Annotated in this window: 18 protein-coding genes; 9 read left to right on the forward strand and 9 right to left on the reverse strand. The window is 65.6% G+C overall.

Translation table 11 applies throughout. The annotated features are described in order from the left end of the window. Positions 1–86: 86 nt before the first annotated feature. From PQR08_RS20680 to PQR08_RS20690, 3 genes are all read right to left on the reverse strand, one after another. The gene (locus PQR08_RS20680) at positions 87–3,491 is read right to left on the reverse strand and encodes a maltotransferase domain-containing protein (RefSeq protein WP_250484317.1); all 3,405 of its coding nucleotides are present in this window, start codon (positions 3,489–3,491) and stop codon (positions 87–89) included. 390 nt (positions 3,492–3,881) lie between these two features. After that, positions 3,882–5,537 carry a glycogen synthase GlgA gene (gene glgA, locus PQR08_RS20685; RefSeq protein WP_408162213.1) on the reverse strand — a complete coding sequence of 552 codons (1,656 nt, stop codon included), beginning with the start codon at positions 5,535–5,537 and terminating at the stop codon, positions 3,882–3,884. A gap of 274 nt (positions 5,538–5,811) precedes the next feature. Next, complete coding sequence (locus PQR08_RS20690) at positions 5,812–6,468, reverse strand: DUF1345 domain-containing protein (protein ID WP_238295417.1); 657 nt, start codon at positions 6,466–6,468, stop codon at positions 5,812–5,814. A gap of 85 nt (positions 6,469–6,553) precedes the next feature. Here PQR08_RS20690 and PQR08_RS20695 point away from each other — a divergent pair, with 85 nt between their 5' ends. The 5 genes from PQR08_RS20695 (at position 6,554) to PQR08_RS20715 (ending at position 12,212) form a co-directional block, all read left to right on the forward strand. Beyond that, positions 6,554–7,045 (forward strand): sugar dehydrogenase complex small subunit, encoded by a 492-nt coding sequence (locus PQR08_RS20695; RefSeq protein ID WP_250484319.1) that lies wholly within the window; start codon positions 6,554–6,556, stop codon positions 7,043–7,045. 43 nt (positions 7,046–7,088) lie between these two features. Continuing rightward, complete coding sequence (locus PQR08_RS20700) at positions 7,089–8,684, forward strand: GMC family oxidoreductase (protein WP_250484320.1); 1,596 nt, start codon at positions 7,089–7,091, stop codon at positions 8,682–8,684. Then, the gene (locus PQR08_RS20705) at positions 8,681–9,910 is read left to right on the forward strand and encodes a cytochrome c (RefSeq protein WP_250484321.1); all 1,230 of its coding nucleotides are present in this window, start codon (positions 8,681–8,683) and stop codon (positions 9,908–9,910) included. Before PQR08_RS20700 ends, PQR08_RS20705 begins: the two co-directional genes overlap by 4 nt. Positions 9,911–10,063: 153 nt before the next feature. Then, positions 10,064–10,801: a metallophosphoesterase gene (locus PQR08_RS20710; protein WP_250484322.1), complete on the forward strand. Its 738-nt coding sequence runs from the start codon at positions 10,064–10,066 to the stop codon at positions 10,799–10,801. Between the two features lie 49 nt (positions 10,802–10,850). Beyond that, positions 10,851–12,212: a DNA topoisomerase IB gene (locus PQR08_RS20715; RefSeq protein WP_187605549.1), complete on the forward strand. Its 1,362-nt coding sequence runs from the start codon at positions 10,851–10,853 to the stop codon at positions 12,210–12,212. Positions 12,213–12,234: 22 nt separating this feature from the next. Here the strand turns inward: PQR08_RS20715 and PQR08_RS20720 are convergent, their stop codons facing one another. From PQR08_RS20720 to PQR08_RS20730, 3 genes are all read right to left on the reverse strand, one after another. Further along, a complete protein-coding gene (locus tag PQR08_RS20720; protein WP_250484383.1) occupies positions 12,235–12,966 on the reverse strand; it encodes an RES family NAD+ phosphorylase in 732 nt (243 codons plus the stop codon). Continuing rightward, positions 12,966–13,403: an MbcA/ParS/Xre antitoxin family protein gene (locus PQR08_RS20725; protein ID WP_250484324.1), complete on the reverse strand. Its 438-nt coding sequence runs from the start codon at positions 13,401–13,403 to the stop codon at positions 12,966–12,968. Before PQR08_RS20725 ends, PQR08_RS20720 begins: the two co-directional genes overlap by 1 nt. A gap of 93 nt (positions 13,404–13,496) precedes the next feature. After that, complete coding sequence (locus PQR08_RS20730; protein ID WP_187605550.1) at positions 13,497–13,769, reverse strand: DUF2866 domain-containing protein; 273 nt, start codon at positions 13,767–13,769, stop codon at positions 13,497–13,499. A gap of 267 nt (positions 13,770–14,036) precedes the next feature. Between PQR08_RS20730 and PQR08_RS20735 the strand changes: the two genes are divergently transcribed. Both PQR08_RS20735 and PQR08_RS20740 read left to right on the forward strand, forming a co-directional pair. Beyond that, complete coding sequence (locus PQR08_RS20735; RefSeq protein WP_250484325.1) at positions 14,037–14,261, forward strand: hypothetical protein; 225 nt, start codon at positions 14,037–14,039, stop codon at positions 14,259–14,261. A gap of 17 nt (positions 14,262–14,278) precedes the next feature. Beyond that, on the forward strand, positions 14,279–14,590 hold the full coding sequence (locus tag PQR08_RS20740) for a hypothetical protein (protein WP_187605552.1): 312 nt from the start codon (positions 14,279–14,281) through the stop codon (positions 14,588–14,590). An 87-nt stretch (positions 14,591–14,677) separates the two neighbouring features. Here PQR08_RS20740 and PQR08_RS20745 read toward each other — a convergent pair whose 3' ends face one another. Beyond that, on the reverse strand, positions 14,678–14,836 hold the full coding sequence (locus PQR08_RS20745; protein ID WP_035502384.1) for a DUF3309 family protein: 159 nt from the start codon (positions 14,834–14,836) through the stop codon (positions 14,678–14,680). A 312-nt stretch (positions 14,837–15,148) separates the two neighbouring features. Continuing rightward, the gene (locus tag PQR08_RS20750) at positions 15,149–16,735 is read right to left on the reverse strand and encodes an inorganic phosphate transporter (RefSeq protein WP_187605553.1); all 1,587 of its coding nucleotides are present in this window, start codon (positions 16,733–16,735) and stop codon (positions 15,149–15,151) included. 177 nt (positions 16,736–16,912) lie between these two features. On the opposite strand from PQR08_RS20750, the gene PQR08_RS20755 reads away from it, so the two are divergent. Continuing rightward, positions 16,913–18,403: a CHAD domain-containing protein gene (locus PQR08_RS20755; RefSeq protein ID WP_250484326.1), complete on the forward strand. Its 1,491-nt coding sequence runs from the start codon at positions 16,913–16,915 to the stop codon at positions 18,401–18,403. Positions 18,404–18,448: 45 nt separating this feature from the next. Then, positions 18,449–19,273 (forward strand): TOBE domain-containing protein, encoded by an 825-nt coding sequence (locus PQR08_RS20760; RefSeq protein ID WP_238214766.1) that lies wholly within the window; start codon positions 18,449–18,451, stop codon positions 19,271–19,273. A gap of 30 nt (positions 19,274–19,303) precedes the next feature. Here PQR08_RS20760 and PQR08_RS20765 read toward each other — a convergent pair whose 3' ends face one another. Then, positions 19,304–19,990, reverse strand: a complete 687-nt coding sequence (locus PQR08_RS20765) for a phosphatase PAP2 family protein (RefSeq protein WP_250484327.1) — start codon at positions 19,988–19,990, stop codon at positions 19,304–19,306. Between the last annotated feature and the right edge of the window lie 184 nt (positions 19,991–20,174).

Here is a 20,174-nt window from a genome sequence, read left to right on the forward strand (position 1 = left end):
CCACGGTTTCGCTCCAATGTCCTTATGGGCTGAATGCATCGCTATTCGCCCTTGTTATTCGTGTGCTCTCGTTCGCTGCTGAGGATTCATCCTTCGTTGTCCGGCTGCGGCTTCGGCAAGCCCCATGTCGGTGAAATGCGCCAGATCGCGAACGGCAGCGAATGCGGATCGAGCCGCACGTGCTGACGCCGTCCGCGCCATTCGAATCGCTCGCCCGTCACCTGGTCCTCGACCGCGAGCGCATCGCCTTCTTGCACGCCCCAGCGTTCGAGCGTCTGCCACGGCAACTCGATATCCGCGCCTTGCTCGTTGAACGGATCGAGATTGATCGCGACGAGCACGACGTTGTCCCGCGATGCGTTCGCCTTCTCGAAGAACAGAATGTGATCGTTATGCGCGGGCAGGAAGTTCACGCCGAGATGCGTCTGCAACGCGGGATTCGCGCGGCGGATGCGATTGAGCGCGGTGATCTCGGTCACGATGTTGCCGGGACGATTCCAGTCCCACGCCCTGATTTCATACTTCTCGGAGTCGAGATACTCCTCGCTGTTCGGCAGCGCGGCGGACTCGCACAGTTCGAAGCCGCTATACACGCCCCACAAGCCCGATAAGGTCGCCGCCAGCGCCGCGCGAATCACGAAGCCCGGACGCCCCGAGCTTTGCAGAAAGCGCGGATTGATGTCCGGCGTATTCACGAAGAAGTTCGGGCGGAAGAATTCCTTCGCGTCGGTCTGCGTGAGATCGTGCATGTAGTCGATGAAATCGCGCTTGCTCTCGCGCCACGTGAAGTACGTGTACGACTGCGAGAAGCCGAGCTTGGCGAGACGATTCATCACGCGCGGCCGCGTGAACGCTTCGGAGAGGAAGATGACGTCGGGATGGCGCGCGCGCACGTCGCCGATCACCCATTCCCAGAACGGGAACGGCTTCGTATGCGGATTGTCGACGCGGAAGATGCGTACGCCCGCCGCGATCCAGTGCAGGAAGACATCGCGCAACCCGATCCATAAATCGGGCTTCGCGTCCTGCGCATAGAAGTCCGGATTCACGATGTCCTGATACTTCTTCGGCGGATTCTCGGCATAACGCAAAGTGCCGTCGGGACGCCACGCGAACCACGTCGGATGTTCCTTGAGCCACGGATGATCGGGCGAGCATTGCACCGCGAAGTCGAGCGCGATCTCCAGACCGTGCTCATGCGCGGCTTCGAGCATGCGCTTGAAGTCATCGAGATTGCCGAGCTCCGGATGCACGGCGGTATGTCCGCCTTCCTTGCCGCCGATCGCATACGGGCTGCCGACATCGCCGGGACCCGCCGTCAGCGTGTTGTTCTTGCCCTTGCGATTCGCGACGCCGATCGGATGGATCGGCGGGAAATAGAGCACGTCGAAACCCATCTCGCGGATGCGCGGCAGCTTGCCGATCACGTCGATGAACGTGCCATGACGGTTCACGTCGTCGCTCATCGAGCGCGGGAAGATCTCGTACCAGCTCGCGAAGCGCGCGGCGGCGCGTTCCGCATCGACGCGATACACGACCGGATCGCGCGACAGGAACGGACGATGCCGCGCCGCTGCAATGGCCTTCGCGGTCGCCGGCGCAAGCGTGAGTTCGAGCTTGCGCGCGTCGTCGGCCTTGGTGAACTCCTTCACGATCGCATCGAGCGGGGCGCTGTCGCTGTCGGGATCGTCGGCGGTCTTGACTTCGGCCAGGATCAGCGCGAACAGATGCTTGGCTTCCTCGACTTCGAGTTCGACGGTCTGCCCGGCCTTCAGCTTCTTCTGCATGTGATCGACGAGCGACGCGAAATCGTCGCGCCACGCCATCACGACGAACTCGTGGCGCCCGACGCGTTCGAGCGGAATGCGCGTGCTCCACAAGTCGAGGCCGGCGGGCTGCACGGCGCGCATCGGCGCTTCGTGCCAGTCGGTTTCGTCGGCGGCGCGCCATTGCACGGCAGCGGCGATCTTGTCGTGGCCTTCCGCGAAGATCGCGGCCTGAATCTCCACCGCTTCGCCGACGATGCGCTTCGCCGGAAAGCGCCCATGATCGACCGAAGGCGTCACGCTTTCGATCGACACGCGCGGCGCGGCGATCGCCTCGGTCACCGCCTTCTTGTCGGCGGTCTTCGCGCCACGTTTCACCTGCGGCTGCGCGAGCAGGATGAAGGGCTCGGCCTCGGCGCGGAAGAGCCGCACTTCGCCCGCCTTCAACGTGAAGGGCGCGAGACGTTCGGCCTTCCCCATGGAATCGTCGATCAGCGCGAAGCGCGTGTAGTTGCCCGGCACCGATTCGAGCAGATGCAGCGTATCGACATGCACGGGCGCGACGAGATCGGGATTGATCACGGCGAGCACGGCGTCGTTGCTGTGGCGCAGATCGCCGCCATCCGCGCGGATCAGCGCCGCGTACGGCGTGCCCGCGCCCGTCAGCGCCCGCAGTTCGCCGACGCTCGACAGCGTGGCGACATTGCGTTGCAAGTCGTTCGCACGTTTGACGCGTGCCGTGAGGTCGATGCGCTTCTCGTTCTTCGCACGTTCGTATTCGGCGGCGACGCCGTATTGCGGCGACATCGGCAGGCCGACGCCATACTCGAATCCCATCGGCACCATGATGCCGGTGCCGAGCGCGGCGGCGGTGTCGAGCACGCGCGTGTAGGCGCGTTCGACGAGCGCGGTGTCGCTCGTGTCGGAGAGATCGCTGATGAGCCGCGCGCCGAACGGATCTTCGGGAAACGTGATGGGCGATGCGATGCGCGACAGCGCCGCGTGCTCGTCGAAGAGCCACGCGCTCTTGAAGTCCCACCAGCGCGTCGATGCGAACACGGCGTCGAACGCGGCGTCGGCGAGACCATGCAGATCATGGCGCGTGACGCCGACGGTCCATGCGAGCCAGCGCGTCTCGGGATGCTTCTCGCGCACCGCCGCGCCGAGCCTGCGCCACACGTGCGCGGGCACCGCATGCGGCGAATCGAAGCGAAAGCCGCCGACGCCCGCGTCGGCGAGCAGGTTCAGCTCGCGCGCCCACCATTCGGTCAGATGATGCGCGGACTCGCCATCGGCGAAGTTCGCCCAGGCGACATCGCGCTGACGCGGCGGCTTGCGTGGATCGAGCCGCGCATCGGCGCTCTCGAACGGCTGAAACCAGTGTTTGTTCTCCTGATAGAGCCCGCCTTCCGCGCTCACGCGATCGATCACGATATCGACGAGCAGCGTGAGCTTGTGTTTCTTCGCGGCGTCGGCGAGCTGGCGCAGGCCATCGGATGCGCTCGCATCGGATTCGAAAACAGGATGCAGCCGATGATGATCCGCGACGGCTTCGCGGTGCCCGTTGCTGCCGGGCACGAACGGCGAGCCGATCAGGACGTGATCGAAGCCGAGCGCGGCCGCATGCCTGAACTGGTCGGGCCAGTTCGCGAGCGGGCCGACGAGCAGGGGATCGATGAAGTAAATACGCGGCGCGTACGCATGATGAGCTTGATGGTTTTCCATCGTTCGTCTTTTCCAGAGTCGTCCTGCGGTGGCGGGGATGCGGGCATCAATCGCGATCACGCTCACGGGCCAAACTGCTGAAGAGCCGGTCCGCACATACGGAATCGCGCGGCGCTCAGGCGGAACTCAGATTACACCCTGGCGCCGCGTGAATCGACGCCTGCCTGGCCGCGTATCGCGATGCACCGTGCATCGAGCGCTGGCCGCGCTCACGGTGGGCGCCACGATCCCAAGTGATTTCCTTCGGAGCATTCCCTTCGATCGTTCTTGAAGGGACTTCCTTCGGTCGTCGCACGGGGCGAGGCAGCACGTTGCGTGCCGCGCCCCTTGCGAATGCCCGGTTCGGCTTTGCATCAAGGCACTACTATGGAGCAACTGCGCCGCCCATGCTCATGCGGTGCGCGCAAGCGAACGCGCGTCCTGCGCGTGGGTCTGCGCGGGCGCCTGCATGACGTCCGGAACACGGCGCGCACGCAATGTCGACCGGCTCGGACGCGCGTCGCTCAGGCCGACGTACAGTGCGACCATCGTCGTCACGGCTTCGTTCCATCCGAAATCGCAGGACATCGCGTTGCGCTGCAGCGCGCGCCACACTTGCGGACGCATGTAGGCATCGAGCGCGCGGCTCGCGGCGTCGATGACATCGGCGGCGCGTTCGCCATCGAAGAGAAAGCCCGTGGGCGCGTGCGAGGCGCGCGGCGCGGGGATCGACGCGATCGGCATGTCGTGCGTGCCGTCGCGCAGATACGCCGATGGACGCAGCACGTCGCGCACGCCATGCGCCGCGTTTTGCGCCGCATCGACGATCGTGTCGGCGAGGCCGCCCACGCGCGACGCGATCGGCAACGTGCCGTAGCGCATCGCATACATCTGCGTCAGGCCGCACGGCTCGAAGCGGCTGCCGTGCAGCAGAAGATCGGCGCCCGCGTGCAGTGCATGCGCGCGCCGTTCGTCATATCCGATATACACGCCCACGCGATCCGGCCACTCCTGCGCGAGTTTCCTGAAGCCCGCCTCGATATACGCTTCGCCCTTGCCGATCACCGCGAGTTGCAGTCGCGGATGTTTTTCGAGCAGCCGGGGCAGCGCCTCGACCACGACATCGGCGAGCTTTTGACCGGTCATGCGGCTACCGATCGCCATGAGCGGCGCGAACGGATCGACGGGCAGGCCGAACTTGCGTTGCAGCGCGCGCTTGCACGCGTGCTTGCCGCGCATGTCGTCGAACGAATAGTTGCGTTCGATGAGCGGATCGGCGGCGGGATCCCACGTTGCTTCGTCGATGCCGTTCACGACGCCCTGCAATTTGTCCGCGCAGCTTTGCAGCACGCCTTCCATCAGGTGCCCGAAGCGCGGCGTGAGAATCTCGCGCGCATAGGTTTCGGAGACGGTCGTCACGCGATCGGCATGCACGATGCCCGCTTTCATCAGACTCAGCGCGCCGTAGAACTCGATGCTCTGCGGATCGCTGAGCGCATGCACCAGCCATTTTTCCGGCACACCGAGCGACGCACCAAGCGAGAGCGCGTAGTTGCCCTGGAATGCGAGATTGTGGATCGTGAATACGCTCTTCGCGTGCACGCCCGCGTGCTTCATCAGGAGCGGCGTGAGGGCCGTATGCCAGTCGTGCGCATGAACGATGTCCGGCTTCTTCACGCCGCGCACGCCTTCGGCGATCCTGACGGCGGCGGCCGAGAGCGTCGCGAAGCGGATCGCGTTGTCCGGATAGTCGCGGCCCTGCGCATCCTGATAGAGACCGGTGCGCGCATAGAGCGCGTCGCAACGGAGCAGCAACACGGGCACGCCGGTGTCGGGCATGCGTCCGCGCAACAGCGCCGCATCGCCGCCGGGCAGGCCTGTGAGCGTGCCGACCTTGCTCAGACCTTCTGCCTGAGCGATCGCGTTCGGGTAGGCGGGGAGCAGGATGGTGGCATCGACGCCGGCTTCGCGCAGCGCGGCGGCGTAGGCGCTGACCATGTCGCCGAGTCCGCCGGTCTTGGCGAGCGGCACGGCTTCGGAGGCGACCAGCAGAACGTTCAAAGGCAAAATGGGGCTCCTGAGCAAGAGGAACGTGCGGGCGAAAAGCCGCGCATGCGAGCGCTGATCGGGGTTTCGTCGGAACTGACTGGCGCAGTGCAGCAATCGGTGTGCCACGAGACCGATTGCGTGAACGGTGCAGCCCGTCCATGTGCGCCGATGGCGCTAAAAGACCGCCGGCGGAACGGCACGAACGTGCCGCGTGTAAAACTGACAGCGGCACGCGCCGCGTTTTTACACGGCGTATCCGACGAGCTTATGGAGCGCGCGTGACAGCGTCGTTTCAGCCGCCGACCATGCTCGCGGCGATGTTGATCGAGAGCCCGAGCACCGCGAGGTTGAAGAAGAACGACAGCACCGCCTGCCCGAGCGCCGTGCGGCGCGCGGCTGTCGATGCGAGGGCGACGTCGGCGGTCTGGGATGCGACCGCGATCGTGAAGGAGAAGTAGAGGAAGTCCCAGTAATCGGGCTTCAGATGCCGGTCGGGAAACCTGAGCGCGGGATCGTTGTCCGGCGACTGATAGTAATGGCGCGCGTAGTGCAGCGTGAACATCGTCGGGATCAGGAACCAGGCGCCGAGCATCGTCGCGCCGGTCAGCACGTAATGCAGCACCGCTCCGGAGCCCATGTTCTTCGCGGTCGATAACTCCATGACGATCGCCACGATGCTCGCGATTGCCGCGACGCTCACGACCATCAGGACGGTTGCGGCGTTCTCGTCCTCGCGTTCGGCGAGCGCTTGCACGTCGCTCTGGCGCGCCGTCGCCATCTTCAGCCAGATCAGCACGAGATAGAGCCACACCGCCGAGTCCCAGCCGATCAGCGCCCGCGCGGTCGGCCGCACGTGCGCCGGAACCAAAGCGGCGACGACGCAACCAACCAGAAGGCCGATCAGGGCGCGCGGCCGGTAGCGCAGAACGGGCGGGAGAATCTGCTTCATTTCGTTTTTATCCGCATGAGAGCCAGGCTTCGCTCGATGCCTGCGATTATTGCCCGGCCACCTTTCGGCAGCCTGAGGAAAGCGCATGAAAGCGTCTGAGCGCGTTTCTTTCGTGATGCGGCGGAGCATCGTGGCGAGCGTGTGCGCCGCGTGGGCGTTGCCGCCGCTGCGCGCTCAACCGGCGCGCGCGCCCGGCTTCGATACGTTTCTCGCGGTATCGGCGCGACTCACCGGCCGCGCGAGCTTCGATCCGCTTCTGGCCGACCGCGTGCACGCCGCGCTCGCCCGCAACGTGCCCGGATTCGCCGCGAAGATCGCCGCGCTGAATCAATGGATCGCGACGCACGGCGGCACGCCGACAGACATCATCACCGCCGCGCTCGAACCCACGCATCCCGAACTGGCGAAGACCGTGAGCGCGGTGATGCGTGCGTGGTATCTCGGCGTCGTCGGCGAGCCGCCGCATGTCGAGGTCGTTGCGTACGAACGCGCACTGATGTTCGATCCGGTCGGCGACATGCTCACGATTCCCTCATACTGCCGCGGCGAGCCGGCCGACTGGGCGCAGAAGCCCTGAACAGCCGGACCGCCGTATCACGACCAAGGACAAAGGCGCGCGCATGGCGGGTTCCACTTCGGCGGATGTGGTCGTCGTCGGGTCGGGCGTGGCGGGCAGTCTCGTCGCGTATCGGCTGGCGAGGGCGGGCGCGTCGGTGATCCTGCTCGAAGCCGGGCCGCGTCTCGCGCGCTGGCAGATCGTCGACAGCTTTCGCCGCGTGGCCGACAAGCGCGACCTGTGCGCGCCGTATCCGCTGTTGCGTCACGCGCCGCGCCCCGAGCCGATGAATCCCGGCGCGTATCTCATCGATCGCGGCGCGACGCCGTATCAGCCGCAATATCTTCGGCTCGTCGGCGGCACGACGTGGCATTGGGCCGGCGCCGCGTGGCGACTCTTGCCCGCCGATTTTCGCGTGAAGTCGCTATACGGCGTCGGGCGCGACTGGCCGTTTCCCTACGAGACGCTGGAGCCTTGGTACGGGCAGGCGGAAGTCGAGCTGGGCGTCGCGGGCCCGGACGTCGATCTCGGCTCGCCGCGCTCCACGCCGTATCCGATGAGCGCGCTGCCGCTTTCATGGATGGACCGGCGGGTGGCCGAGGTGCTCGGCGCGCAGTCGTTGCGCGTCGTGCCCGAGCCGATGGCGCGCAACAGCCGTCCTTACGATGCGCGACCCGCGTGCTGCGGCAACAACAATTGCATGCCGATTTGCCCGATCGGCGCGCTGTACCACGCCGCCACGCACGCCGACAAGGCCGAGCGCGCGGGCGCGACGCTGATCGCGCAGGCTGTCGCGTATCGCGTCGAGGCGAACGATCGCGGAGACATCGTCGCGATTCACTGCAAGGACCCGAACGGCCAGAGCACGCGCGTGACCGGCAGGCGCTTCGTGATCGCGGCGAACGGCATCGAAACGCCGAAGCTGCTTTTGATGTCGGCGTCGGCGCGCTATCCAAAGGGCATCGCCAATGGTTCAGATCAGGTCGGGCGCAATCTGATGGATCATCCCGGCGCGAGCGTGAGCTTTCTCGCGAACGAGGCGCTGTGGCCGGGGCGCGGGCCGGTGGAAATGAGCTCGATCGTCGATTTTCGCGACGGCCCGTTTCGCGCGCAGCAGGCGGCGAAAAAGCTGCATCTGTCGAACGCCGCGCCGACGCTCGCCGTCACCTGGAATCTTGTCGGCCGAGGTCTGACGGGCGGCGAGCTCGACCGGCAGATCCGCGAGCAATGCGCGCGCAGGCTGACGTTCGGCAGCTTTCACGAGCAATTGCCATCGGGCGCGAATCGCGTGACGCTGTCGGCGCAAAAGGATGCGCTCGGCTTGCCGCGCCCGGAGATCGCCTATTCCATCGACGATTACGTGCGCAAGAGCGCCGCCGATACGCACGCGCAGTTCGAGCGCATCGCCGGCATGTTCGAGGGCACCGAAATCGAATACGACGATTCGCTCGGCGCGAGCAGCCACATCATGGGCACGGCGATCATGGGCCGCGATCCGAACGATGCGGTCGTCGATGCCGAATGCCGCGCGCACGATCATCCGAATCTTTTCATCGCCGGCAGCGCGGTGATGCCGGCGGGCGGGTCGGTCAACTGCACGCTGACGATCGCGGCGCTGTCGCTGCGACTCGCCGGCACGATCGAAACATCGCTCCGATGAACGCGCGGCTCGCGTGCCTGATCGTCGTGCTGGCGTGTCTGCCCGGCCTCGCCAGGGCACAAACGAATGCCGCTCAGGGCGAATATCTCGTACGCGCGGGCGGCTGCATGAGCTGCCATACCGCCGATCCCGCGCGGCCTTTCGCGGGCGGCAGGCCGATCGCGACGCCGTTCGGCAACGTGTTCGCGCCGAACATCACGAGCGACCGCGAAACGGGCATCGGCGCATGGACCGACGCGCAATTCGTCCGCGCGATGCGCGAGGGCATCGGCCGCAACGGCGAGCAACTCTATCCGGCGTTTCCGTACACCGCGTACACGCTGCTCTCCGACGCCGATCTGCTCGCGATGCGCGCGTGGCTTGCGACCGTGCCGCCCGTGCGCGCCGCGACGCCGCGCAACACGCTCGCGTTTCCCTTCGACCAGCGCTGGCTGATGACGCTGTGGAATCTGTTCAACTTTTCGCCGGGGCGCTTCGTGCCCGATCCGTCGAAGAGCGCGGAGTGGAATCGCGGCGCGTATCTCGTCGAAGGGCTCGGGCATTGCGGCGAATGTCACACGCCACGCAACTGGCTCGGCGGGCTTAATCGAAGCGAGCGGCTCGGCGGCGCGACGGTCGCGGGCTGGCAGGCGGGCAACCTCACGCCGGAGCGCGTTGCGGGCATCGGCGCATGGCGTGACGATGAACTGCTGCGCTTCCTGTCGACCGGCGCCGCGCCCGGCCGCGCCTATGCCATCGGACCGATGGCGGAAGTCGTCGCGACGAGCACGCAATTCCTGACGACCGCCGATCTGCGCGCGATGATCGCGTATATGCGCGCGGTGCCGCCCGTCGCGGTGAAGGACGCGCGCTCGCGCACGAGTTTCGGCCGGCCAGCCCGCACGGATATCACGGCGCTCGACACCGACGGCGCACGGCTCTACGCCGCCGCGTGCGCCTGTTGCCACGGCATGACGGGCGAGGGCAGCAAGCCGTTTCCCCCGCTCGTCCACGACGGCGTGACCGGCGCACTCGGCACAGCGACGACGAGCAATCTCGTCCTCGTGATCCTGCACGGCGTGAATCGCCAAACGCGCGATGCGTACGCGCAGATGCCCGCATTCGCCGCGCAACTGACCGACGAACAGATCGCCGCACTGAGCAATTTCATCACGCGCCAGTTCGGCGATCCACGCGCGACGACCGATGCGAAAGCGGTCGCGCGGCTTCGCTCGATGACGCAATAAATACGGTTCCCGACAAGCACGTGCGGCAGCTTTTACACGTGCTTCGAGCGCGCCGGTAACGCCGTTGTAACGAGTGTGGATGCGGCTTGCAGACTGCTTGCAAAAGCGAGCCAGCACTCACATTCCGTCATTGAGCAGCGCTATCATGGGCGCATGAATGGTCCTACCTATCCTATCGTCTGCAGGCATCCTGCCAATGATATCGGCCGCGATTTCGTGGTCGGCGATCTGCATGGCTGCGTGGATGCGCTGCGCTATCTGTTGCGCGAAATCGGCTTCGATGGTGCGCGGGACCGGCTATTTTCCGTCGGCGATCTGGTCGATCGCGGCACGGACTCGCTCGCGGCCGTCGATCTCATCGACAAGCCGTGGTTCTATCCGGTGCTCGGCAATCACGAGGATTCGCTGATCTCCGTGGCGGCAGGCACGATGCGCCGTCAGTCGTGGTATGCGATCGGCGGCGCGTGGGCCGAAACGGTCCCCGACGATCAACTCGCCGCGCTCGCGGCGCGGCTCGCGAAGCTGCCGCTCGTGCGCATCGTCGGCGAGGGCGAGCGGCGCTTCAATGTGCTGCACGCGGAGTTTTTCGGCAACGACGCCGAACTCGACGCCGGCGATTTCCACGAAGACGTGCGCAGCCAGATTCTGTGGGGTCGCGGCCTCGCGCTCGGTCACGCGGACCCGCAGCAGCAGCTCGGCCTGTCGCCGACCTACTGCGGCCATACGCCGACGCGCGCGGTGAAGCAGATCGGCTCGCAGATTTACATCGATACGTGCGCTTTCGCGCCGGAAGGCCGGCTCACGATCGTTCAGGCCGGCACCGAGGAACGCTGGTCCGTCAAGGAGCGCTGGGCCGCCTCCGAAGGCGCGCGCGAACTCGCGCTGCCCTGATTCCCCTGCCTGCTCGCACGGGCGGCCGCTCCGGCACGCACGTTGCTCGATGCATCGCCATGACTCGAACGACAATCAGGCGAGGCGCGCGGTGGCGAGAATCGGAACGAACAACGAGACAGGCGGCGGGGCCAGCGACGTTCTGACGGGCGGCGTGCAGGGCTGCCCGGAAGATTTGCCGCCGGGCCTGCGCTACATGGACGATTCGCGGCGCGGATATACGCGCGACTGGATCGACGGCGCATTCGCGTACTTCAACACGCAAGGCAAGCGTATCGACGACGAAGCCGAGATTCGCCGCATCAATGCGCTCGCCGTTCCGCCCGCTTATACCGATGTGTGGATCTGCCCGGACTCGCGCGGGCATCTCCAGGCAACCGGACGCGATGCGCGCGGGCGCAAGCAATATCGCTATCACGCGCAATGGCGCGAAACGCGTGACGCCAACAAGTACGAGCGCATGCTCGCGTTTTCCGTCGTGCTGCCGAAGCTGCGATCGCGCGTCGCACGCGATCTCAAGCTCGACGGCATGCCGCGCAACAAGGTGCTCGCGACTGTCGTGCGCCTGCTCGACACGACGCTCATCCGCGTCGGCAGCGAGGAATACGCGCGTGAGAATCGCTCGTACGGACTGACGACGCTCAGGAAGCGCCATCTGAAAGTATCGGCGGGAACGTTGAGATTCAGGTTCCGCGGCAAGAGCGGCATCGAGCACGATGTCGCGGTCAGCGACACGCGGGTCGCGCGCATCGTCAAACGCTGCATGGACTTGCCGGGCCAGGATCTCTTCCAGTACCTCGATGCGGACGGCACGCGCCATACCGTTTCCTCATCCGATATCAACGACTATCTCCACGAGATCACGGGCGCGGATTTCACCGCGAAGGACTATCGGACGTGGGCCGGCAGCGTGTTCGCGCTCGCGGCGCTCAGACGGCTGAAATGGGAAACCGTGACGGAGGCGCGCAGGCATATCGTCGGCACGATCAAGGAAGTCGCGCAACTGCTGCGCAACACGCCCGCCGTGTGCCGCAAGTGCTACGTGCATCCGGCGGTGATCGACGCATTCGAGGCCGGCGAACTTGCCGAGACGATGTCCGCGTCGCGCCGTCACGGGCTCAAGACCGACGAGGCCGCGCTCGCGATCTTCCTCGAAAAGGAAGCGAAGCGCCGCACGCGCGAGGCGGCGCGCAAGAACCGCAAGGGCGAGGCGCCAGCCGACGCGCGCCTGACCAGGCTGCTATCGGAATCGAGCCGCAAGGCGCGCGCCGGCGGGCTGAAGGCGAGCGGCAAGAACGTGGCAGCGCAGGCGCTGGAACATGTCGCGAAGAAGCCGGCGAGGAAAGCGGCGCGTCCGGCTTCGAAGAAGCTCGCGCGCACGCGCACCGAAACGGCGATAGCGATCCGCTGAGACGAGTGAAACGTTTGCCCGCTCAGCCGACCTGATTCAGCTCGAAAACATAGTCGATCGTCTCGCCGTTCCAGTTGTATTCCAGATATGCCGCGTGCCGGCAGTCGCGCAGCATCGTCGTGCGCAGCGCGGCGAGGCATTCCCCCTCCGGATCGCGCACCGACGGATACGCGATCCCCGGCGCGCTTGCCGCACGCACCGCGCGCCCGAGCGCCGTGCCCGGGCCGTAGTCGTCCGGCGCGAGAATGCGCGGATCGAGGCCCGCCTGCACGATCGCGTCGCCGCGCAGATCGACGACTTCGCCGCGCGCCATCACCGTATAGAGGCGCATCTGCTGGCGCAGCGGCGCTTCGTTCGTCGCCGCGAGAAAGAGGCCGGCGTGATAGCGCGTTTCGGCGATCGCGGTCTGCCGTTCGCGGCCGCAATAGAACACGCCGTAGCTGCCATCGGAAAAGCGGCTGCCGTTCGGATTCAGATGCGTGAACGCGGCCATGATCGGCCCGCAACCCGGCCCGAAACAGCGTTCGTCGGCCGGCACGAGGTCGAGTTCGCCGACTTCGGTGCGCAGGCGGTCGTTGGTCATCGCTTCGAGCGCATAGAGCGCTTCGAAATCCTGCGGCGACGCCACTCGGTCGAACAGATTGACGGCCGGAAAACGCGTTGGAATCACGCGATACGCAGGCGACCAGTCGATGAAGCTGTGGGGCCACCGTTCGCGCCAGTTCGATTCGTCCTTGTTGAATGCTATCCCCATCACGCCCAGCCGCCTCGCATCGCGTCGAGATACTGGCGCACGGCGACGAGGTCGCTGATATTGCCCGCCAGCAGGCGATCGAGCGCCGGATGGCCGCCGAAGGGCGGCGCGGCGTTGGGGCGGCGGATCCAGGTATCGGCGGCTTTGGGATCGGGCAAGAGGATCTGCAGCGCCTTGTAGATGCCGAGAATCAGCGAGAGGCGCTCCAGCGTGTCGCGCGCAAGCCGTGCGGATCCGGGGTCCTGCTTCCACTTGAAATAAGTCGAGCGGCCGGGCGAGCCGAGCAGCGTGATCTGCTCTTCGGCCGAAAGCTCCCAGTCGCGCGCGATATTGAAGAACGCGCGCAGGCCGGCGGCAGAGAGATCGCCCGAATCCAGTGCCGGGCGCGGCACATGGCGGCTGGCCGGCGCAAGTTCGGCGCGAGCGGCGTTGGACATGTCGTTAAGTCTCCAAAGGAACTTGTTTCACATATTAGTCCACATTTGGATTAATACAAGCATGCCATGAATGTTTCGACTCGCAGCGACGGATCAGCCGTCATCGTCAGTGGGACCGTAGCGGCGGCCCGGCACGTGGGACTTGAGTGCATCCGCGATCTGCGAGGGCGTGCAATCGGCGGGAAGCACGCGCCGTTGCACGCGCTGATCGTTCTTCAGCACCCATTCGACCATGCGATACGCCGGTCCCCACAACGGTTCGACCGGCAGGGACAGACGGCATTCGCGCAGCGTGAGCGCGTATTGTTTGCGCATCGTCGGAGCGAGATTGGCAAAGCTTCGGCGCGCGGCAGTGTTGGCTGACATGGCACATTCCTCACGGTGATGACCCGGCCGTCCGATGCGGACGGCGGCAATTGAGCCGGATCGCGAGACGAGTGTGTCGGGTGAGAATTAAGGGCGACTTAATCGCGAGCGACGCCGCATCGAGCCGCGACGAAATGCCGCCGAAAGACGCCGCGAACGCAGGTCAAGAGGTGCTTCGGCATTTTCACCACGCCGCGTGCCGCCTGTTTGCCGTGGCGACGGCTTACTGTATATTCGTACAGCTTGTCTGCAACAGGGAGCCTGCCGATGATTTCACGCAACGATCCGCTCGAAGCGGCTGCGCTCGAACGTTTCATGCGCGCGACGCGCGCGGTCAACGTGGCGTTCGACGCGACGCGAGGCGAGTCCGATTTCATGCAGGACGGGCAATCCGTCGCGCGCTCGCTCGAGCGTCTCGACGCCGCGTTGCGCGAACTGGAAACCTCCGAGCAGTCGCTCGACGCCATCCTCTCGCGCAGAGCGGGCCACTAACCGTTGGAGCGAATCACTTGAAGCGCGTATTCCTGATCCTCGTTCTTCTGATCGGCTCGTCGTCGCTTTTTGCGGCCGAGCGCTACACGGAAGTCTGGAATCCTCCCGAAGCACAGTCCGTCAAGGGCAAGAGCAAGACGCACGCGGCCGCGCAGACCGCCGCAGCCAGGAAAAAGCACAAGAGCGCGACGTCGGTGAAGCAGGTCGCCGACCGGGCCGCCATCGAGCAGCCGTCCGCCACGCCGCGTCCGAAGTCGGCGTCGCCGAAGCCGGCCGTGCCGGTCATTCCGCGCAAGATCGAGCCGAACGGACAGGTGATGCGCGTCTAGAACACGTGCGCGAGGCACGAACAGCAAAAAGGGGCGCCCGAATGGAGCGCCCCTTTTTGCTTTTGCGGCCAGACTGGCCGCGCTATGTCACAACCGACCCATCAACAACAGAACGATCACCACGACCAGCACGACGCCGAGAATCCCGCTCGGCCCGTAGCCCCAACTGCGGCTGTGCGGCCAGGAAGGTATGGCGCCGATCAAAAGCAGGATCAGGATGATCAGCAGTATGGTTCCGATCGTCATTCGACTTCTCCTTGTTCAAATGACCGCGGGACGGACCGGCGTCCGGCGCAGCCTCCCAACTGTCATCGACAGTCATGCGCCAGGGGAACGGCGGCTCGTGGCCGCCGGCACGATCAGATGTGCGATCGACGAGAGGAGAAGAGCAACGGTCGTGCCAGTAAGCCTGAAAGACCGTGGCACAAGGCGTTCCGCGGATCGAAGGAACGTCCGCGTGAGCATACGATTGTCGAAAAGGAGAGGCGAAACGAGGCAGGGCGGGCAAAAGTTGCACGGCGCTTGAAAGCCGCCGTGCAGTTCGTCGCAAAGAACCGGTCAGAAAATGCCGCGGAACGCCCAGAACAGCAGGCCCGAGAGCGCGATCGACACCGGCAGCGTCAGGATCCACGCGAGCGCGAGGCTGCGCACGGTGCGCCACTGCAGGCCGGAGCCGTTCGCGGCCATCGTGCCCGCGACGCCCGATGACAGCACGTGCGTCGTGCTGACCGGCAGGCCGTACACATCGGCGGCGCCGATGGTCAGCATCGCCACGAGCTCCGCCGACGCGCCTTGCCCGTACGTCAGATGCGTCTTGCCGATGCGCTCGCCGACCGTCACCACGATGCGCTTCCAGCCGACCATCGTGCCCAGACCGAGCGCGACCGCTACGGCGACCTTCACCCAGGTCGGAATGAACTTGGTCGCGTGGTCGAGTTGCTTCTTGTAGTTGTTGAGCACGGCGTCATCGTCGCTGGAGAAGGCCGGCGCTTTCTGCTTCTCCATGATGCGCAGCGCTTCGGACGCGATGTACATCTCGTTGCGCACGTTGCGGACGTTGCCTTGCGGCACGTCGGCGATCGTCTGGCTCGGGCGGATCTGCGATTCGATCGAATCGACCACGCTCTTCAGCGACGCGATCGTGTCCGGCGCGAGCGTCTTCGTCTGCACGTATTTTTCGACCTGGCCGCGCGCGTCGGCTGCCGGCGCCGCGCCGTTGCTGTAGCGCTGCAGCACGTCGGACGCGCTGTGGCTCACGGCGACGAAGGTCTGCGTCTCGTTCGCCGTCACGGCCTTGTTGAGCGCGTAGGCGGTCGGCACGGTGCCGATCAGGATCAGCATGATGAGGCCCATGCCTTTCTGGCCGTCGTTGGAGCCGTGCGCGAACGATACGCCCGTGCAGGTGAGGATCAGCAGGCAGCGGATCCAGAACGGCGGCGGCGTGTTCTTTTCCGGTTCCTTGTAGAGCGCCGGCACGCGCACGACGAGCTTCAGCACATAGAGCAGAAACCCCGCGAGTACGAAGCCGATGATCGGCGAAAACAGCAGCGACTTGCCGACCGACATCGCCTGGCTCCAGTCGACACCCGATGTGCCGTTGGTGCCGTGCAGCATCTGGTTCATGAGGCCGACGCCGATCACCGAGCCGATCAGCGTATGCGAGCTCGACGAAGGAAGACCGAGCGCCCAGGTGCCTAGATTCCAGATGATCGCAGCGATCAGGAGCGCGAAGACCATCGCGAAGCCCTGCGAGCTGCCGACGCCGAGAATCAGCTCGACCGGCAGCAGTTGCAGGATGCCGAACGCGACCGCGCCGCTCGAAATCAGCACGCCGATGAAATTCCATGCACCCGACCAGACAACCGCTAAGTTTGGTGTCAAAGAGTGCGTGTAGATTACGGTTGCGACAGCATTCGCGGTGTCGTGAAAGCCGTTGACGAATTCGAAGCCGAGCGCGATCAGCAGCGCGACGCCGAGCAGGACATACGGAAACACCGACGATTCGCGCACCGGCGCGAGATCTTCGAGCAAATGCAGGACGCAGTACACGGCGCCCACGCCGATGGCGAGCAGAAAAAGCAGCAGCGCGAGCCGCTGGCCGAGCGTGCGGCCTTCTCGTGATTGGGGAAAGGCAATCTGGTTCATGTCGCGTCCTTGGGTGGTCTTGCGCGAGGGCGTATCGGAAGGTGAAAAAGCAGACGAGAAGCGTTTCAGAAGCTCAAATGGCCATGTTTCCCGGTGCGTGTGTCGATTTCATGACTCGGGAAAGACGAGCCTTTCGTATGAATTGACGGGCGGCGCGAGACTGCTCCGGGAGACTTCATGACGATGTGGGTCGAGGTCACGTTGCAATCCAGCCGATCGGACGACGGATCGATCTGCGCGCTCGCGGAGACGTTGCAGCGCATCGCCGCGTTCGCGGGCGCGACACCTTTGTCGACGCGCTTCGCGACGCGCGTGATTCCGCTGAAAGCGCCGGGCTGGCGGCTGTCGGTCGAAACGCTGGAGGGCGCGCGCACGCTATGCGCCGTGGAGACGGAAGGCGCGCCGATGCCCGGTTTCATGCGCTACCGGACGTTCGCGCGGCCTGCGGGCGAGGATCTGGCGGCATCGCTGATCGAATTCGCACAAGCCGACGAAGCGTTGCGCGCGCCGCTTGCGAAGGCGTATCGGCAGACGGAGCCCGAAACCGTCGTGCCGCCTGACGCTTTTGCGCCCGAGCTCGAAGTCGAGCGCATCGAATGGCGCATCGACGCGAGCGGCGCGGACATCCTCGCGACGCTCGAAACGTCCGCGCAGACGCCGCCGACGTTGCGGCTCGCGGCGCCGGCGGTGAACGGTGCGCTCGATGCGGTCTTCAGCGTCGCGGGCGAAGTGATCGATGCCGCGCCGTTTTACATCGCGCCGGACGATGAGCACGCGTCGGAAGCGGAACCGGTGTATGCGGCGACGCTCGATCTTCCGCGCACCGCGACGCGCCGCGCCGCGTTCGTCGCGATTGCGTCGTCGGTGGCGGGGCAGTGGTTTGGCAACGCGGCGGCATCGCGCGCAGGTCTCGGCGACGAGCACGTGCACCAGTTGCGCGTCGCGCAGCGGCGGCTCAAGACTTTGCTGAAACTCTTTCGCGATAATGTCGATGATGTCTGGAGCACCCGCATCGCGCCGGATCTGAAGTGGTTCGGCGACCTGCTAGCCGATGCGCGCGACTGGGACGTTTTCGTCGACAAGACGCTCCCCGCGTACGCCGAATCGGACGACAGCGCCGAGCGCTGGCAGACGCTCATCGCCGCCGCGGACGTGAAGCGCCGCGTCGCGCGGGACAAGGTGCGCGATGCGCTCGCGTCGAAGCGCTACGCGCGTCTCACGCTCGCGTTCGTCGAATGGCTCGCCCGCTTCGCCTCGCAAGAGGACGAGTCGCCGACGCGCTTCGTGAGCTACGCCGAAAAGCGCATCCGCAAGGACTACCGGCGCATCGCGCGCGTGCCCGATCTCGCGTCGCTCGAAGCGCATGAGCGGCATCGCGTGCGCATTCATGCAAAGCGGCTGCGCTATGCGCTCGAATTCTTCCGCTCGGTCACGTCGCGGCGCACCCGCAAGGACACCGCGAAGCTGCTCGGCGAGTTGCAGACGGCGCTCGGCGAAGCGAACGATGCGGCCGTCGCCGCCGATCGGCTCGCGTCGATTCCGCAAGCCAGCGATTACCAGCGCGGCTTCGCGCGGGCGTGGGGCGCGGCGTCGGCGAGGAAGGACGCGCAGGAGGGCGAGCGGCTGCTTCGCGCGATGCGTCGTCCGCGTCTGAAGGCATCGATATAATGCGTCACGCGTTCATTGATCCGGCACGGTCCGCAAAGGCGACAGATGAGTAAGACAGCACCGTCGAACGTGCGCGATCCGCTGGAACTCGGCGGCTCCGTATGGCTGCGAAGCGGCACCGAGACGCTCGGCGGCGCGGCGCGCATCGCGCTTCTGGCGGCGATTCGCGACGCGGGATCGATCACCGGCGCGGCGAAGGCCGTCGGCATGAGTTACAAGGCCGCGTGGGATGCAGTCGATACGATGAACAACCTGGCCGGCGAGCCGCTCGTGACGCGCGCGGTCGGTGGCAAGGGCGGCGGCGGCACGGTGCTCACGCCGGCCGCGCTTCGTCTCATCGACACGTTCCGCACGATCGAACGCGAGCATCGAAAATTTCTGGAACGGGCGGGCGCGGCCATCGACGGCTTCGCCCATGACTGGCAACTGATCGGGAGACTAGGCATGAAAACAAGCGCACGCAACCAACTGGCCGGCAAGGTAACGAAAGTCACGCGCGGTGCGGTCAACGATGAAATCGAACTCGGCTTGCCGGGCGGTCAGACGATCGTCGCGGTCGTGACGCACGAGAGCACGCAATCGCTCGGGCTGAAGGAAGGCGGCGACGCGTTCGCGCTCATCAAGGCGTCGTGGGTCATGCTGATGGAAGACACGAACGCGAAGCTGTCGGCGCGCAATCAATTGCGTGGCACGGTTGCCAGCGTGACGAAGGGCGCGGTCAATGCGGAAGTTTCGCTGTCGCTCGACGGCGGCACGACCATCACCGCGATCATCACGAACCAGAGCGCCGATACGCTCGGCCTCGCGCAAGGTCAGAAGGCCGTGGCGGTGATCAAGGCGTCGAGCGTGATCATCGGCGTGAACGACTAAGCAGCGCGCAGTGCGAACGCGGCGGCAGTATCAGGCGGCCGCGCGTTGCTCCGGCGGCAGTTCCGTGCGGCGATCCGGCGCGCGAAAGGTCTTCGCCTTCCAGCTCGCCCGCACATAGGGACGCTCGTGGCCCGACAACCCGAGCGCGATTTCCGTGATCCAGTGCTGCGTCGGCACGGGCACGCCATGCAAGGCCACGACGACCACCGCGAGACTCGCCGCGACGGGCGCGGGCGCGAGCTTGCCGGACTCGGCCCGCCACGCGATCCACACGAACGCGAGCGCGACCACCGCGCCGAGCGCGCAACCCGCGACCACTTCCGAGACCGAATGCGCATCGAGCACGACGCGCGACACGCCGACCCAGATTCCCAGCATCAGACCGAGCGCGACGCCGATGGCGCGCACTGCACCACGCGTGGGCAAGAGCGCGACGAAGATCGCGACGGGCAGAACCGCCGTCGACATCAACGCATGTCCGCTGATGCCGGTGAAATCGAGATGACGCACGCCGATTCCCCAGCCGATGAACGCGATCTTGCTCAACGCGACGAGGCCGCTTGCCGCACCGAGCAGCGCGAGCCACGCGCCGGCGTATTTCCAGCGATAGCCGAGCGCGAGCCACGCGGCGACGATGAGCGCCACCGGCCCCATCACGCCGACGCTGCCGAGCGCGGTCACAAAAATCCAGTCGGAAAAAGATAAATCCACGTTCATTGCTACTCTTGGGAATGAGGGTTGCTGCAGTGCGGCAGCCACGCCAGAAATGGCCCGCGACTTCGGAAGCACGTCAAATGCGACGCCGCAAATTTATAGCAGTATAACGCTTGGGATCATGCTGAATTATGCGCCAATCGCCCGAGCGGTCTGCCCGTTACATCGCGTAACTTTCGTTTAATTT

Origin of the sequence: Caballeronia jiangsuensis (genome assembly GCF_046030135.1) — a bacterium.
Taxonomy (GTDB): Bacteria; Pseudomonadota; Gammaproteobacteria; order Burkholderiales; family Burkholderiaceae; genus Caballeronia; species Caballeronia jiangsuensis.